This is a genomic window from Stenotrophomonas sp. STEN008, assembly GCF_056760435.1.
In genome coordinates, this window is sequence record NZ_JBRRET010000002.1 from 32921 (window position 1) to 49841 (window position 16921).

The window sequence follows — 16921 nt, forward strand, 5'->3', positions numbered from 1 at the left end:
ACACTTTCGTTACGGGATCGTTATGCGCGCACAGGCCGCCGCGTCCCGTCCAATCGTCCAACTCCCCCAGGAAGCCCATGTCCGCCTCTCCCCAGGCGCTGCGCCATCGTCCGCTGGTGCTCGCGCTGTCGTCCCTGATGCTGGCCTCGTTGCCCGCCTTCGCGCAGGAAAGCGCACCTACATCACTGCAGGAAGTGAAGGTCACCGGTTCGCGCATTCCGCGCGCCAGCGTTGAAGGGCCGTCGCCGGTGACCGTGATCAGCCGGGAGCAGATCGACGCGCAGGGCTACCGCAATGCATTCGACGCCCTGAGTGCGCTGACCGAGAACACCGGCAACGTGCAGGGCGAGGATTACGGCAATACCTTCACCCCGGCCGCCAACACCATCAATCTGCGCGGGTTGGGGCCGAACCGCACGCTGGTGCTGGTCAACGGTCGTCGCCAGTCCGACTACCCGCTGGCCTACGAAGGCTCGGTCAACGTGGTGAACCTGGCCAACATTCCCAGCGCCCTCATCGAGCGTATCGAAGTGCTCGCCGGCGGCGCTTCGGCCGTGTACGGTTCCGACGCCATCGCCGGCGTGGTCAACATCATTCTCAAGGAGCGCTACGACGGCGTGGACATCAACGTTCGTGCCGGCGGTACCGAGCAGGGCGGGGGAGACAACCAGCGCGTGCAGGTGGTGGGAGGTGGTGCCGGTGAGCGATGGGAAGGCGTGTTCGGCTTCGAGCTGGGAATCCGCAAGGCCATCCACGCACGCCAGCGCGATTTCATGGACTCGCTGGACGATGATCCGCGTGGCACGGTCCCGCAGGCCACGGCCATCGCCTATCGGCGCAATGCAGCCACCGGCAGGAACATCGACCCGGGCAGTGACGGCTGCGATGCCGCTTCCGGGATCTACGGCGGGAGCGTGTTCCGCGCCACCAATCCGCGCCTGGGCAGTTACTGCGGCAGCAACGAGGCCGCCGCCAGCTACTGGACCGTGCAGACTGAAAAGCGCAACCTCGATGGCTATGGCCTGCTGACCTTCCACCTGGACGAACGGACCGATCTGTTCGCCGACCTGGCCGTGGGCAGCGCCACCATCTACAACAACACCCGTGCCCCGACCTGGACGTCCGCACGCAATTACTTCTACAACCAGAACAGTGGTGAACTGGAGAGCTGGTATCGCCGGTTCGCACCGGAAGAAGTGGGCGGCCTGCCGCGCAACGCCAATCGCTTCCTGGAAAAGTCGTGGTCGTTCAACGTCGGTGTACGCGGCCAGCTGGGTGACAGTGACTGGGACTACGAGGCCGTCTACAGCCGCTCGCGCTACGAGAACCGGACGCGGCGGCCGGTGCTGCTGGCGGGAATCAACGAATACCTGCTCGGCCCGACGCTGGGCGTGCGCGACGGGGTGGAAGTCTACGCGCCGGATCCGGCACGGCTTTACCAGCCGCTGACGCCGGACGAGTACGGGCAGTTGTCCGGTTACCAGGAGAGCCGCAATGCGGCGTGGCTGCAGACCTTCAGCGCCAGCGTCAACGGCCGCCTGTTCGAACTGCCCGGAGGCGAGGCGGCGCTGGCGGCCGTGGTCGAGGCCGGCAGCCAGGGGTATCGCAACCGACCGGACCCGCGGCTGGGAACCGGAGAGTTCTGGAACACCAGTGCCGGCGTTGGCGCAGGGGGAGAGCGTGATCGCTATGCGGTGGGTGCCGAACTGCAGCTGCCGTTGCTGCCGCGCCTGACCACCACGCTGGCGGGCCGCTACGATCAGTACCGGGCCGCAGGCGAACACATCGGCAAGGCGACGTGGAGCTTCGGCGTGGAGTTCCGCCCGCTGGACAGCCTGTTGATCCGTGGCACGGCCGCCACCAGTTTCCGTGCGCCGGACATGAACTACGTGTTCGCCACTGAAACCCGCGGCTACAACCCGGGCATGACCGATTACTGGCGGTGCCGTACCGCCGGTCAGCCGTATGACGACTGCGACTTCAACGGGCTGTCCATCGACTTCAGCAACCGCGCCAATCCGCAGCTGCAACCGGAAACCGCCAAGTCGTACGGCTTTGGTGTGGTCTGGTCGCCGCTGGCAAGCCTGGATTTCAGTGCGGACTACTACGACATCCGCATCGACAACGAGGTGACCAATCTCGACAGCAGCCGCATTCTGCGCGACGAAGCCGATTGCCGCCTCGGTCGTACCCTGGGCGGTGAAGTGCGCGATATCGGTTCACCGCTGTGCCAGGACGCGCTGGCCCGCGTGATCCGCAATCCTTCCACGGCGGCGGTGCAGCCGGACCAGGTCACCCGGGTGCTGATCAATCCGATCAACGCGGCATCCGAATCCGTGCGCGGCATCGATCTGAAGGGCAACTGGCGTTTCGATGCCGGGCGGGCGGGGCGCTTCACCACGCGTCTGGCCTACACCGTCGTGCTTGAGCATGAGTACCGGCAGTTCGCCGATGACGAGGTGCGTGACATCCGCAATTCCCTCGACGACTGGCAGTGGCGCAGCAAGGTCAATGGCAGCGTGACCTGGAACCGCGGTGACTGGACCGCGACGGTGTACGGCAACCGCTATGGCTCGCTGCCGAAGAGCGATGGCAGCGGCCGCATCGGACCGTACATGACGTACAACGCGAGCGTGTTCCGCAGCTTCGGCGACAACCTGTCGCTGGGTGTCATCGTCAACAACCTGCGCAACAGCCGGCCGCCGGCGGACCGCAACGGGGGGGGCTGGCCGTTCTATCCGGTCGGCAACTACGACCCCTATGGCCGCCAGTTCTGGGTGGAGATGGATTACCGCTTCAACTGAGCAGCGCAGGTGGGGCGCCTCTTCGACTCGCGTCTGCGGCGAGCGGAGAGGCGTCGCTTGATGCCTTCACGACGCACGGACAGTCGTCACCCCCGCTCGCAATCACGCTTACGGCAACGCCTGCACCAGATAGGATTCGATGACGTAGCTGAAAGGTTGCTGCTGCCGGTCGCGCAGCAAGGCGCGTACTTCCAGGATGATGCCGTGGTCGCCCTCGCCACGGGGGGGCCAGAAGGTCTGGTCGGCTTCGGTCTCGCGCTGGAAGCCCAGCGGGCCGACCACGCGGCCGAAAGGCTCGTCGGTGCTGTCCAGCACCTGGTTCATCGCCGTACTGAGATGGCCGGGCAGGTACCAGTTGTCGGCCTCGGACAGCACGCGGTTCCCGCACACCAGCTGCACGCGGCGGTAGCGCAGCGCGGCGCTGGAGTCGGCGCCCAGTGCCTGCAGCACCTCGGCCGGGGCCTGCTTGTCATCGCCATGGATGCGCACCGCGCGGACGCGGGCCTGCTGGGCCAGGCCGTGTTCGGCACACCAGCTTTCCAGCGTGGCTGTGGCGCTCTGCCCGGACAGCACCCGCTGATGCAGCCGTTCGACCAGCGCCGCCGGGGCGATCCGCTGCTGGCCAGGCGGTGCCTGCGGCGGCGGAGCGCCGACGGCATCGCTGGCGGACAGGCTGGCGATCGGCGCGGCGGCAAGCAGTGAAGCGGCCTGCCAGCGGCGGATACGATCGTGGCGGTCGGACGGGCCCATGCGGCATCACAGCGGAAACAGGTGTCTATGGTACCCGTTCAGCGCTGTGTACGGCGCACCCGCCGCGCCCCTGCACCCGGCGATATTCATCGAACGGGCTCATACCGGCTCGCGCTGCACCTGCTGCCACAGCTCGCTGGCCAGCGCACGCACGGCATCATCGGCGTCGCCACGGTGCAGCAGCCCGATCTCGTAGTTGTCGATCACCGGCAGGTTCCGTTCGCCGTCGATGATGCGGTGTCCGCGGCCCACTGCCCGGCGCGGCAGCAGGCTGATGCCGATGCCATCGGCAACCGCGCCCTGGATGCCGCTGAGCGATGAACTGGTGAAGGCGATGCGCCAGCGCAGGCCGAGTGCTTCGACCGCCTGGATCATTTCGTCGCGGTACAGTCCGCGCGGCGGGAAGGTCACCAGCGGCAGGGGCTCCTGCAGCAGGCAGCCACTGCGCAGGCTGTCGATCCAGTGCATGGGTTCACGCCGGCAATGCACGGCCTGGCGGCTGTTGCGGCGCTGCTTGACCAGGACCAGATCCAGTTCGCCATGATCGAAGCCATGGGCCAGATCGCGGCTGAGGCCACTGCTGATCTCCAGCTTCACCTGCGGATGGCGGCGGCTGAAAGCGGCCAGCATGCGCGTGGTCTGCGCGTTGACGAAGTCCTCGGGCACACCGATGCGGACCGCTGTTTCGACCGTGGCGCCCGCCAACGCCTGTGCCATTTCCTCGTTCAGGTCGAGCATGCGCCGGGCATAGCCCAGCAGCGTGTGGCCGGCGTCGGTGGGCTGCACATCGCGATGGCCACGCTCGAGCAGGCGATGACCGGCCAGGTCTTCCAGACGACGCACCTTCTGGCTGACCGTGGACTGGGTCGAGTGCAGGCGGGTCGCCGCAGTGGTGAAGCTGCCGCAGTCGGCCACCATCACCAGGGCCCGCAGCAGGTCCAGTTCGAACAGTGACCTATTCGATTTTGAACTTTCTTGCATTTGAACATTTCATTTCTGGATACCCGTGGCGACTTCTACCATGCGGCCAAGGCACCGGCAACGTCCGGCCGACTGATTCCGGAGGGTTCATCATGTACCTGCAACACCGCTGCCTGCGCTGGGCTGCGCCCTCACGGCGCGCGCTTCTGCTGTGCCTGCTGGCCGTGGCATTTCCGGCCTGTGCCGCAGACCCGTCCGGCCAAGCCGACGTGCGGTTGCGGGAGGCCGCCAGCCGCGGCGATGCCGGAGCGGTGCGCCAGGCACTGGCCGATGGCGCGGCCTTGGAAGCGCGCGACGCACAGGGCCGCACCGCGCTGCTGCTGGCGACCCATGGCAACCGCGTGGACGCGGCGCGCGTGCTGATCGAGGCGGGGGCCGATGTCAACGCCAAGGACAGGCTGCAGGACAGTGCCTATCTGTACGCCGGTGCGCGCGGACTGGACCGGATCCTGGCCTTGACCCTGAGCCATGGTGCCGACTTGCGCAGCACCAACCGTTATGGCGGCACCGCCCTGATTCCCGCCGCCGAGCGTGGCCACGTCACCACGGTGCGCATGCTGCTGCGTGCGGGCGTGGCAGTGGACCACGTCAATCGACTGCAGTGGACGGCGCTGCTGGAGGCGATCCTGCTCGGCGACGGAGGGCCGCGCCACACGCAGATCGTGCAGCTGCTGCTCGAAGCGGGCGCCGATCCTGAGCTGGCCGACGGCGAGGGCGTGACGCCGCTGGCTCACGCGCGCCAGCGCGGCCAGGCCGCGATCGAAACCCTGCTGCGCCAGCATGGCGCGACACGCTGATATCTGCTCCTTCCATTCCGCACGCTGGCCGTGCCCATCAGGATGTTCTCCATGTTCTGTTTCCGCCCGTTGTCCCTTGCTGTGCTGTTCGCCTGCGCACCGCTGTCCGCAGCTGCGGCCGAACGTGCCGATCTGCTGATCCGCAATGCCACCGTGGTCGATGTGGAGCACGCCCGCACCCTGCCGGGGCAGAGCGTGGTGATCCGCGGCGAGACGATTGTTGCGGTCGGCCCTGACGCAGGGCTGGAGGGCCAGTGGCGCGCGGACCGGCAGCTGGATGCGCAGGGGAAGTACCTGATTCCGGGACTGTGGGACATGCATGTGCACTTCGGTGGAGGCCCTGCGCTGATCGAAGAGAACAAGGCACTGCTGCCGCTGTACGTCGCCCATGGCATCACCACCGTGCGCGACTGTTCGGGTGATCTGCCGCAGCAGGTGCTGCAGTGGCGTGGCGAGATCGCCGCCGGCACACTGTTCGGTCCACGCCTGCTCAGCTCCGGCGCCAAGATCGAAGGCATCAAGCCGGTCTGGAAGGGGACGATCGAAGTCGGCAGCCGCGCCGATGCCGATCAGGCGATCACGCGCCTGCAGCGCGACAAGGTCGACTTCGTCAAGATCACGGACAGTACGCTGACACCGGAACTGTTCCTGTACTCGGCCGCCGCCGCGCGCAAGGCAGGATTCAGGGCATCGGGCCATATCCCAATGGCGCTGACCGTGGAGCAGGCGGTCGATGCTGGCCTGGCGTCGATCGAACACCTGGACTATGCGTTCAAGGCGGGCAGCAGGGATGAGGCGCGGATTGCAGCCGATTTCGGCGCCGGACGTATCGATCGTGCGGAAGCCAACCGGCAGCTGGATGCCAGTTTCGACCGTGACACCGCGATGCGCGCGTATCGTGATTTCGCCCGTCGAGGCGTGTTCGTGACGCCCACACTCAACGGCGGACGCATTCTCGACTTCCTCGACCAGGACGATCATGCCCACGATCCCTATCTGGCCTACATCGGCCCAGGCCTGCGTGCCACTTACCAGTGGCGCGTGGAGCGCGCGGCCAAGGCCACGCCGGCACAGATCCAGGCGCGGCATGCGCAGTACCGGCAGGTGGCCGCGGTGCTGCCGATGCTTCAGGAAGCGGGTGTGACGATCATTGCCGGCACCGACGCCGGCTTCCTCAATTCGTTCAACTATCCCGGGATCGGACTGCACCAGGAACTGCAGCTGTTCGTGCAGGAAGGGCTGACACAGCCCCAGGCCCTGTCAGCGGCCACGCGGTCTGGCCCGGCCTGGTTCGGGCAGATGGACCGCTACGGCAGCGTGACCACGGGCAAGGCCGCGGACCTGGTACTGCTCACCGCCAATCCGCTGCAGGACATCGCCGGGACCCGGAAGATCGACAGCGTGATCCTGCGCGGCCACGTGCATGATCGTGCAGCGCTGGACAAGATGCTGGCCGACACCCGCGCGCGCGTGGCCGCGTGGAACGATGAAGCAGACAAGGGCCGATCAGCGGACTGAACGCAGTCATCGTTGTAGTGATGAGGGGAACGGGGGAGTCGCCACGCGTTGCTGCGGGCACTCCCGACCGTTCCTTCGTTCGTTTTGCGCTGCGCAAAACGAGCCTGAAACGTCAATTGGGATCGCATTTTTTCCCCCTGAAAACGGGTGTTCCAGCGTAATGACGTGCCAACTGCGTCACAGAGCTTTCAATGGCCCACGCAATGAAGGCCGCATGCACGCAATCTGCATGGAACGTTCACTTCGACGCGGTGTATACCCTCCCGCAGCGGACGGGGAGCAATGGCCGACGTCCGACGGCCCTGACCGCGTCGCTGAACGCGCGTCGGCGATTCCAGACAAGAGGACTGTCGTTCATGCATCTGCATCTCGCGCCCACGCTGTAGCGCTGCATCGCACCACGACCGGGCGCGTCGCATCGCTGCATCCGGTCGCCTGAAGAATCCGAAGCACGTATCCGGCAGCAGGCGGTTTGCCTGTTGGCGGTGGCTTCGCGCGAAAACATATCCATTCCGTGCCGCCGTGCCAGCGTGATTGCTGTGCGTGACGTCGTTGTGCGCATGGCGGTGCGCCTGTAGAGAGGAATGTCCCATGGCCATCCGCGTCAAGGTTGTCCCGGCAAGCGAATCGATCAGCTCCGATACCGCCGCCACCACCGTCCGCAATGATGTCGTGACGCTGCAGCAGAGCAGCAACGTCGCACTGGACGTCGATCCAGACCAGGTCGCCGGCTACGTGAAGGACGGCCAGGATCTCGTGGTGCAGCTGAAGACCGGCGAGAACGTCCGCATCGCCAACTTCTATGCTGAAGGACAATCGCCCAGCCATCTGTTCCTGGTGGATGACAAGAAGCTCGTGGCCGTCGATCTGCCGGTGGTGGCCAGCGATGGGCCGTTGGCGGCGAGCTATCTGCCGCAGGAGACGCTGGCTGGATTCGACTCGCTGACGGCAGCGGGCGCGGGCGCGGGCAGTGGCATCAGCGGCGCGATGGTGCTGGGCGGGCTGGCCGCGGTCGGCGCAGCGGTGGCGTTGGCCGACAGCGGCGGCGGTGGTGGTGGCGGATCGGCGAATCCACCGCAGAATCCCCCGGTACCCGATACCACGCCGCCGGCCGCACCCACCGGGCTGGCATTCAGTGCAGACGGCCGGACGCTTACCGGCAGCGGTGAAGTCGGTGCCACGGTGCGCGTCGATACCAATGGTGACGGGCAGCCTGATGCGACCGGAACGGTGGGTGCCGATGGGCGATTCAGTGTCACCCTGTCGCCGCCGTTGACCAACGGCGAGAGCGTGAGCGTGACGCTGGTCGATGCCGCCGGCAACGTGAGCGGACCGGGGCAGGCGACGGCCCCCGATACGACACCGCCTGCAGCGGCCAGCAACGTGGTGGTGGCTGACGACGGCAGCAGCATCAGCGGCAGCGGTGAGCCGGGAGCAACGGTGGGCGTGGATACCGATGGCGATGGCCAGCCCGATGCCACCGTGGTGATCGGCGGCGACGGCCAGTTCACGGTGCCACTGGATCCACCGCTGACCCAAGGCGAGACGATCAGCGTGGTAGTGACCGATCCGGCCGGCAACAGCAGTCCGCCGGTCACGGTGCAGGCGCCCGACTATCCCGACGCGCCGCTGGTGAATGCCAGCAATGGCAGTGTGATTTCCGGAACGGCGGGCGCGGGCCTGACCATCCTGCTTACGGATGGCGATGGCAATCCGATCGGCCAGACGGTAGCGGATGCGAGCGGCAACTGGAGCTTCACGCCGCCTGCGGCGCTTGCTGATGGAACCGTGGTCACTGCCGTGGCCCAGAATGCGGCCGGCAATACCAGCCCCGCCACGTCGATCACCATCGATGGCGTTGCGCCTGCCGCACCGGTCATCGATCCAAGCAACGGCACGACGATCAGCGGTACCGCCGAGGCCGGCAGCACGGTGACCCTCACCGACGGCAATGGCAACCCGATCGGCCAGGTCACCGCCGATGGCGATGGCCACTGGAGTTTCACCCCGGGCACGCCGTTGCCGGACGGCACGGTGGTGAATGCCACCGCAACCGATCCGGCCGGCAACACCAGCGGCCAGGGAAGCATCACGGTCGATGCGGTCGCGCCGTCCATGCCTACCGTGGAGCCCAGCAATGGCGGCACGCTCACGGGCACCGCCGAGCCCGGAAGCACGGTGGTGCTGACCGACGGCAACGGCAATCCGATTGCGGAAGTCGCCGTCGATGGCAGCGGCAACTGGAGCTATACCCCCGGCACGCCGCTGCCCGATGGCACGGTGGTCACGGTGGTTGCCCAGGATGCCTCAGGCAACAGCAGCCCGCCGGCAACGGTCACCGTGGATTCGCAGCCGCCTGCCGCGCCCATACTCGAGGCCAGCAACGGCACCACGCTCAGCGGAACCGCCGAGCCCGGCAGCACGGTCACCTTGACCGATGGCAACGGTAATCCGATCGGGCAGGTCACCGCCGACGGCAACGGTGACTGGAGCTTCACCCCGGCCACGCCGCTTCCGAACGGCACCGTGGTCAACGCCAGTGCCACGGACGCCACCGGCAACACCGGCCCCGGCGCCAGCATCATCGTTGATGCGGTCGCACCCGCCGCCCCGGTCGTGCTCCCCAGCAACGGCACGAGCATCAGCGGTACCGCCGAGCCCGGCAGTACCGTGACGCTGACTGACGGCAGCGGCACTCCGATAGGCCAGACCACCACTGACGGCAACGGCAACTGGAGCTTCACCCCGGCCACGCCACTGCCGGACGGTACCGTGATCAATGCCACCGCCACCGACGCAGCAGGCAACACCGGCGGGCAGGGCGGCACCACGGTGGATGCGGTGCCACCGGCCGCGCCTGTGCTGAACCTGAGCAACGGCAGCGCAGTCACTGGCACCGCCGAGCCTGGCAGCAGGGTGATCCTCACCGATGGCAATGGTGATCCGATTGCCAGCGTAACGGTGGATGGAAGCGGCAACTGGAGCTACACGCCCGCCACGCCGCTGCCCAACGGGACGGTGGTCAACGCCGTGGCAGTGGATGGCTCCGGCAACGCCAGCGTCGGCAGCAGCGTCACCATCGACTCGCAGGCGCCGTCGGCGCCCGTGCTCGACGTCAGCAATGGCACCCTGATCGTTGGCACCGCCGAGCCGGGAAGCACGGTGACGCTCACCGACGGCAATGGCAATCTCATTGCGCAGGTCACCGCCGATGGCTTTGGCGACTGGACCTTCACTCCGGCGACGCCGCTTCCTGATGGCACCGTGATCAACGCCACGGCCACCGATGCCACCGGCAACACCAGTGCGCCTTCGTCGATCACGGTCGATGCCGTCGCACCTGCCGCACCCGTGGTCAACCCGAGCAATGGCATCACGCTCACTGGCACGGCCGAGCCGGGCAGTGTCGTCACGTTGATCGATGGCAGCGGTAATCCCTTCGGTCAGGCCCCGGTCGACAGCAACGGCAACTGGTCGTTCCCGCTCGCTACGCCGCTGCCCGATGGCAGCGTCGTCAGCGCGACCGCCACCGATGCCTCTGGCAATACCAGCGGCGCGACCAGCATCACCGTGGACGCGCTGCCACCGGCTACGCCGGTGCTGAATCCCAGCAACGGCAACACGGTCAGCGGTACCGCCGAGCCCAACAGCACGATCGTCCTCACTGATGGCAACGGTGGTCTGATCGCGGAGGTCACCGTCGATGGCAGCGGCAACTGGAGCTACACGCCGGCCACCCCGCTGCCCGATGGCACCGGCGTCACGGCCGTGGCGGTGGACGCGGCAGGCAATACCAGTCCGCCGTCCACCGTCTCTGTCGATGCCAGTGCGCCGCCGGCGCCGGTCATCGATCCCAGCAACGGCACCACCGTCAGTGGTACTGCCGAAGCTGGCAGCACGGTCATCCTGACCGACGGCAGCGGCAATCCGATTGGCCAGGTCACCGCCGACGGCAGTGGCAACTGGAGCTTCACTCCCGGCACGCCGCTGCCGGACGGGACGGTGATCGTGGCGACCGCCACCGATGCCACCGGCAATACCGGTCCCCAGGCGGCCATCACCGTCGATGCGCTGCCGCCGCCGGCCCCCGTGCTCGAACCGAGCAATGGCACGACGATCACCGGCACCGCCGAGGCCGGCGCCACGGTGATCCTCACCGATGGCAACGGCAACCCGATCGGACAGACCACCGCCGATGGCAGTGGCAACTGGAGCTTCACCCCGGCCACGGCACTGCCTGACGGCACGGTAGTCAACGCGGTCGCGCAGGATGCGGCCGGCAACACCGGCCCGCAGGGCAGCACCACGGTCGATGCGGTGGCGCCGCCAACGCCGGTCGTCAATGCCAGCAATGGCAACGTCCTCACCGGTACCGCCGAACCGAACAGCACCGTGACGCTGACCGACGGCGACGGCAATCCGATCGGGCAGGCCACTGTCGATGGCAGTGGCAACTGGAGCTTCAGCCCCGCCACGCCGCTGCCCGATGGTACGGTGGTCAACGTCACCGCGACCGATGCCGCAGGCAACACCAGCGCACCGGCAAGCACCACCGTCGACAGCTCGCTGCCCTCGATTCCGCTGATCGATCCCAGCAACGGTTCGGTGATCAGCGGTACTGCAGATCCGGGCAATACGGTCATCATCACCGATGGCAGCGGCAACCCGATCGGCCAGGTCACGGCTGATGGCAGTGGCAACTGGTCGTTCACCCCGGGCGTACCGCTGCCCGATGGGACCGTGGTCAACGTGATCGCGCGCAGTCCTTCGGGTGTCGACAGTGCGCCGGCGGCGATCACCATCGATGGCGTTGCGCCGCCGGCGCCCGTGATCGATCCCAGCAATGGGGTCGAGATCAGTGGCACTGCAGAAGCCAATGCAGTCATCGTGCTGACCGACGGCAGCGGCACTCCGATCGGGCAGACCACGGCCGATGGCAGCGGTAACTGGAGCTTCACCCCGGCCACGCCATTGCCCGACGGCACGGTGGTCAACGCCATCGCGACGGACCCGGCCGGCAACAGCAGTGGCCCGGCCAGCATCACCGTGGATGCGGTGGCACCGCCGGCACCGGTGATCAACGCCAGCAACGGCGTGGTGATCAGCGGCACCGCCGAAGCCGGTGCGATAGTGATTCTCACCGATGGCAACGGCAACCCGATCGGACAGACCACGGCCGATGGCAGCGGCAACTGGAGCTTCACCCCCGCCACAGCGCTGCCGGACGGCACGGTGATCACCGCGGTCGCCCAGGATGCGGCGGGCAACACCAGTGGCCCGGCAAGCACCACGGTGGACGCGGTGGCACCGCCGGCACCGGTGATCGACCCGAGCAACGGCAGTGTGGTAAGCGGTACGGCAGAAGCGGGTGCCACGGTGATTCTCACCGATGGCAGCGGCAACCCGATCGGGCAGACCACGGCCGATGGCAGTGGCAACTGGAGCTTCACTCCGGCCACGCCATTGCCCGATGGCACGGTGGTCAACGCCATCGCGACGGACCCGGCCGGCAACAGCAGCGGCCCCGCCAGTACCACCGTCGATGCGGTGGCGCCGCCGGCGCCGGTGATCAACGCCAGCAACGGTGCGGTGATCAGCGGTACCGCCGAAGCCGGCGCGACGGTGGTCCTGACCGATGGCAATGGCGATCCGATCGGGCAGACCACCGCCGATGGCAGTGGCAACTGGTCGTTCACGCCCGGCACGCCGCTGCCCGATGGCACCGTGATCACGGCGGTGGCCCAGGATGCGGCAGGCAACGCGAGTGGCCCGGCCACGACCACCGTGGATACGGTGGCGCCGCCGGCGCCGGTGCTCGACCCGAGCAACGGCAGTGTGGTGAGCGGTACAGCCGAAGCCGGTGCCACAGTGATCCTGACCGATGGCAGCGGCAACCCGATCGGCCAGACCACCGCCGATGGCGCCGGCAACTGGAGCTACACGCCGGCTACACCGTTGCCGAATGGCACGGTGATCACTGCGGTGGCACAGGATGCGGCGGGCAACGGCAGCGGCCCGGCCAGTACCACGGTCGATTCGGTCGCGCCGCCGGCACCGACGATCGACGCGAGCAATGGCAGCGTCATCAGCGGCACCGCCGAAGCCGGTGCGACAGTGATCCTCACTGACGGCAACGGTATTCCGATTGGGCAGACCATCGCCGATGGCAGTGGCAACTGGTCGTTCACGCCCGGCACGCCTCTGCCCGATGGCACCGTCATCAATGCACTGGCGCGCGACGCGGCCGGCAACAACAGCAGCCCGGTCAGCACGACCGTCGATGCGGTCGCGCCCTCGGCGCCGACGCTCGATGCCAGCAACGGCACGGTGATCACCGGCACCGTCGAGCCCGGCGTGAAGGTGATCCTGACCGACGGCAACGGTGATCCCATCGGCGAAGCCATCGCCGATGGCAGTGGCAACTGGAGCTTCACCCCGGCTACGCCGCTGCCCGACGGCACCGTGATCAATGCCATCGCGCAGGATGCGGCCGGCAACAACAGCGGCCCGGTCACCACCACGGTGGATGCGGTGGCGCCGCCGGCCCCGGTGATCGATCCGAGCAATGGCAGCGTCATCAGCGGTACGGCTGAAGCCGGCGCCACGGTGATCCTCACCGATGGCAATGGCGATCCGATCGGGCAAGCTATCGCCGATGGCAGTGGCAACTGGAGCTTCACCCCTGGAGCGCCGCTGCCCGATGGCACCGTGATCAACGCGGTGGCGCAGGATGCGGCGGGCAATAGCAGTGGCCCGGCCACCACCACGGTGGATGCGGTGGCGCCGCCGGCACCGGTGATCGACCCGAGCAATGGCAGCGTCATCAGCGGCACGGCTGAAGCCGGCGCCACGGTGATCCTCACCGATGGCAGTGGCAACCCGATCGGGCAGGCTATCGCCGATGGCAGCGGCAACTGGAGCTTCACCCCTGGAGCGCCGCTGCCCGATGGCACCGTGATCAACGCGGTGGCCCAGGATGCGGCGGGCAACAACAGCGGCCCGGCCACCACCACGGTGGATGCGGTGGCGCCGCCGGCCCCGGTGATCGATCCGAGCAATGGCAGCGTCATCAGCGGTACGGCTGAAGCCGGCGCCACGGTGATCCTCACCGATGGCAATGGCGATCCGATCGGGCAAGCTATCGCCGATGGCAGTGGCAACTGGAGCTTCACCCCTGGAGCGCCGCTGCCCGACGGCACCGTGATCAACGCGGTGGCACAGGATCCCGCAGGCAATACCAGCGGCCCGGCCACCACCACGGTGGATGCGGTGGCGCCGCCGGCCCCGGTGATCGATCCGAGCAACGGCAGCGTCATCACTGGCACCGCTGAAGCCGGTGCAACAGTGATCCTGACCGATGGCAACGGCGATCCCATCGGCGAAACCACCGCCGATGGCAGCGGCAACTGGAGCTTCACTCCTGGAGCGCCGCTGCCCGACGGCACCGTGATCAACGCGGTGGCCCAGGATGCGGCGGGCAATAGCAGCGGCCCGGCCACCACCACGGTGGACGCGGTGGCGCCGCCGGCACCGGTGATCGACCCGAGCAACGGCAGTGTCATCACTGGCACGGCCGAAGCGGGTGCCACGGTGATCCTCACCGATGGCAACGGCGATCCGATCGGGCAGGCTATCGCCGATGGCAGTGGCAACTGGAGCTTCACTCCTGGTGCGCCGCTGCCCGACGGCACCGTGATCAACGCGGTGGCACAGGATCCCGCAGGCAATAGCAGTGGCCCCACCACCACCACGGTGGATGCGGTGGCGCCGCCGGCACCGGTGATCGATCCGAGCAACGGCAGCGTCATCAGCGGTACGGCTGAAGCCGGCGCCACGGTGATCCTCACCGATGGCAACGGCGATCCCATCGGCGAAACCACCGCCGATGGCAGCGGCAACTGGAGCTTCACCCCTGGAGCGCCGCTGCCCGATGGCACCGTGATCAACGCGGTGGCCCAGGATGCGGCGGGCAATAGCAGCGGCCCGGCCACCACCACGGTGGACGCGGTGGCGCCGCCGGCACCGGTGATCGACCCGAGCAACGGCAGTGTCATCACTGGCACGGCCGAAGCGGGTGCCACGGTGATCCTCACCGATGGCAACGGCGATCCGATCGGGCAGGCTATCGCCGATGGCAGCGGCAACTGGAGCTTCACCCCTGGACCGCCGCTGCCCGATGGCACCGTGATCAACGCGGTGGCCCAGGATGCGGCGGGCAACAACAGCGGCCCGGCCACCACCACGGTGGACGCCGTGGCGCCGCCGGCGCCGCTGCTCAGCGTGAGTGCTGACGGTACGCTGCTGAGCGGCACGGCCGAGCCCAACAGCCAGGTCCGGATTGTGGTCAATGGAGACACCGCGAATCCGATCACCGTCAATGTGGATGGCAGCGGCAACTTCAGCCTGCCGTTCGCACCACCGTTGATTGCCGGCGAGCTGATCTCTGCGGTCGCGATCGATCTGGCGGGCAATACCAGCGGTCCGGCGACGATCAATGCCCCCGATCTTGCGCCACCGGACATCAGCGTGCCGGAGGCCGCCGACACGTGGATCAATGCTGCGGAAATCGGCGACGGCATCCAGGTCGACGTGACCGTTCGCCCGACGATGCAGGTCGGGCAGGTCATCACCGTCAGGTTCGCGGGCCAGAACGGCTACGAGGCCGATGTCAGCCACACCCTGACCGCTGCGGACATCGCGGCCGGTTCGGTGACCGTGACCTTGACGCCGCCCGCTGGCATGGGGCCGTTCCCGGAAGGCGCATCGACTATCACCGCCGAAGTCGCCGGTGGCACCGCATCGGCGCCGGAAGCCTTCACCATCGATACGGTTCCACCCGCAACCCCGGTGCTGTCGCTGGTCGGCAATCTGCTGACCATTTCCGCCGAACCCGGCACCGAATTGACGGTCACGCTGACGGTAGGAGGTGTGACGGCCACGGCGACGGTCACCGCCGACAACAGTGGCCTGGCGTCGCTGAACCTGCTCACCGATCTGGATATCGACTTCACCTGGGACCAGCTGCTCAACGCACAGGTGTCGGTCGTGGGCAGTGATCCGGCTGGCAATCCGAGCAACGTGGCCAGCATCGGCATCGGCACCAGCATCGAACAGCCGGTCACCATCGGCAACTTCGGGGTGGACGTCAGCCTCAATCCTCTCAGTCCGCGCTTTGGCTTCAGTGGCACCACCGAGCCGGATTCGAGCGTTGTGATCCGGGTGATCACGCCCGCGCTGAACGTCGAGCTGCTGCCGATCCAGGCCGATTCCTCCGGCAACTTCTCGCTGAACCTGCTCAGTCCGACCATCCTCAGCCAGCTCGGGTTGAACATCACCGATATCCTCAACCTTGGGTCGCAGATATCCTTCAATCTGGTATCTACCGATTCCAACGGCAACGACAGCGCTGCTTACGGCGTCACGCTGAGTCCGAACGGCCTGTCGTTGAACATCGGTCAGATCGATGTCAACGGTACATCCGGAAATGACGTACTGTCCGGCGCCAACGGCAGTTCCGAGCACATCAACGGCGGCGATGGCAGCGATCTGATCTTCAACGTCGGCAGCGGCGATCACGTGGTCGCCGGCAACGGCGACGACGCGATACAGATCACCGCCACCAACTTCGTCAGCATCGATGGAGGGGCTGGATTCGACACCCTGATCCTGGCCAATGGCATCGACCTGGACTACAACTCGGCCGGTGTGGGCACGCTCAGCAACATCGAGCGCATCGATCTGGGCACGGGAGATTCGGGCAGCGTGCTCACCCTCACGGCGGCGGAGGTGGCGGCAATCACCGATGGCAACGACACGCTGCAGATCACCGGCGAGAGCAACGATGTGCTGAACGTCATCGGTGCGGTCAACACCGGAACCACCCAGTTGATCAATGGTGTGACCTACGACGTGTACACCTTTGGCAGCACCACACTGCTGGTGGAGGACAACTCGGTGCAGGTGGTGGCCTGATGCCGCAACGGCGGAGCCGAAGGCGGTGGGCAGGAGGAGCGTTCGCGCTCCTCCTGCTGTGCGGCCTGCCGGCGGGGGCCAGTGCGATGAGTGTGGAGC

6 protein-coding genes are annotated in these 16921 nt (G+C 67.2%); 4 read left to right on the forward strand and 2 right to left on the reverse strand.

The features are described 5' to 3' along the window. Positions 1 to 77 precede the first annotated feature (77 nt). Positions 78 to 2804 carry a TonB-dependent receptor plug domain-containing protein gene (locus ACVOME_RS01245; RefSeq protein WP_346475086.1) on the forward strand — a complete coding sequence of 909 codons (2727 nt, stop codon included), beginning with the start codon at positions 78 to 80 and terminating at the stop codon, positions 2802 to 2804. Between the two features lie 108 nt (positions 2805 to 2912). Here the strand turns inward: ACVOME_RS01245 and ACVOME_RS01250 are convergent, their stop codons facing one another. Both ACVOME_RS01250 and ACVOME_RS01255 read right to left on the reverse strand, forming a co-directional pair. Beyond that, complete coding sequence (locus ACVOME_RS01250; RefSeq protein ID WP_065175273.1) at positions 2913 to 3554, reverse strand: hypothetical protein; 642 nt, start codon at positions 3552 to 3554, stop codon at positions 2913 to 2915. A 99-nt stretch (positions 3555 to 3653) separates the two neighbouring features. Continuing rightward, positions 3654 to 4535, reverse strand: coding sequence for a LysR substrate-binding domain-containing protein (locus ACVOME_RS01255; RefSeq protein ID WP_164151820.1), 882 nt, complete (start codon positions 4533 to 4535; stop codon positions 3654 to 3656). Between the two features lie 92 nt (positions 4536 to 4627). Between ACVOME_RS01255 and ACVOME_RS01260 the strand changes: the two genes are divergently transcribed. From ACVOME_RS01260 to ACVOME_RS01270, 3 genes are all read left to right on the forward strand, one after another. Then, positions 4628 to 5332, forward strand: a complete 705-nt coding sequence (locus tag ACVOME_RS01260) for an ankyrin repeat domain-containing protein (protein ID WP_197601126.1) — start codon at positions 4628 to 4630, stop codon at positions 5330 to 5332. Positions 5333 to 5383: 51 nt separating this feature from the next. Then, complete coding sequence (locus tag ACVOME_RS01265) at positions 5384 to 6850, forward strand: amidohydrolase family protein (RefSeq protein ID WP_481504609.1); 1467 nt, start codon at positions 5384 to 5386, stop codon at positions 6848 to 6850. A gap of 591 nt (positions 6851 to 7441) precedes the next feature. Continuing rightward, entirely contained in the window at positions 7442 to 16822 is a 9381-nt protein-coding gene (locus ACVOME_RS01270; RefSeq protein WP_481504610.1) for an Ig-like domain-containing protein, read from the forward strand. The last annotated feature ends 99 nt before the right edge of the window (positions 16823 to 16921 follow it).

What these genes read in the sequence shown, in the direction of transcription:
- ACVOME_RS01245 (WP_346475086.1), top strand. Translation starts at nt 78, where the DNA reads ATGTCCGCCTCTCCCCAGGCGCTGCGCCATCGTCCGCTGGTGCTCGCG.
- ACVOME_RS01250 (WP_065175273.1), bottom strand. Translation starts at nt 3,554, where the DNA reads ATGGGCCCGTCCGACCGCCACGATCGTATCCGCCGCTGGCAGGCCGCT.
- ACVOME_RS01255 (WP_164151820.1), bottom strand. Translation starts at nt 4,535, where the DNA reads ATGCAAGAAAGTTCAAAATCGAATAGGTCACTGTTCGAACTGGACCTG.
- ACVOME_RS01265 (WP_481504609.1), top strand. Translation starts at nt 5,384, where the DNA reads ATGTTCTGTTTCCGCCCGTTGTCCCTTGCTGTGCTGTTCGCCTGCGCA.
- ACVOME_RS01270 (WP_481504610.1), top strand. Translation starts at nt 7,442, where the DNA reads ATGGCCATCCGCGTCAAGGTTGTCCCGGCAAGCGAATCGATCAGCTCC.
- ACVOME_RS01260 (WP_197601126.1), top strand. Translation starts at nt 4,628, where the DNA reads ATGTACCTGCAACACCGCTGCCTGCGCTGGGCTGCGCCCTCACGGCGC.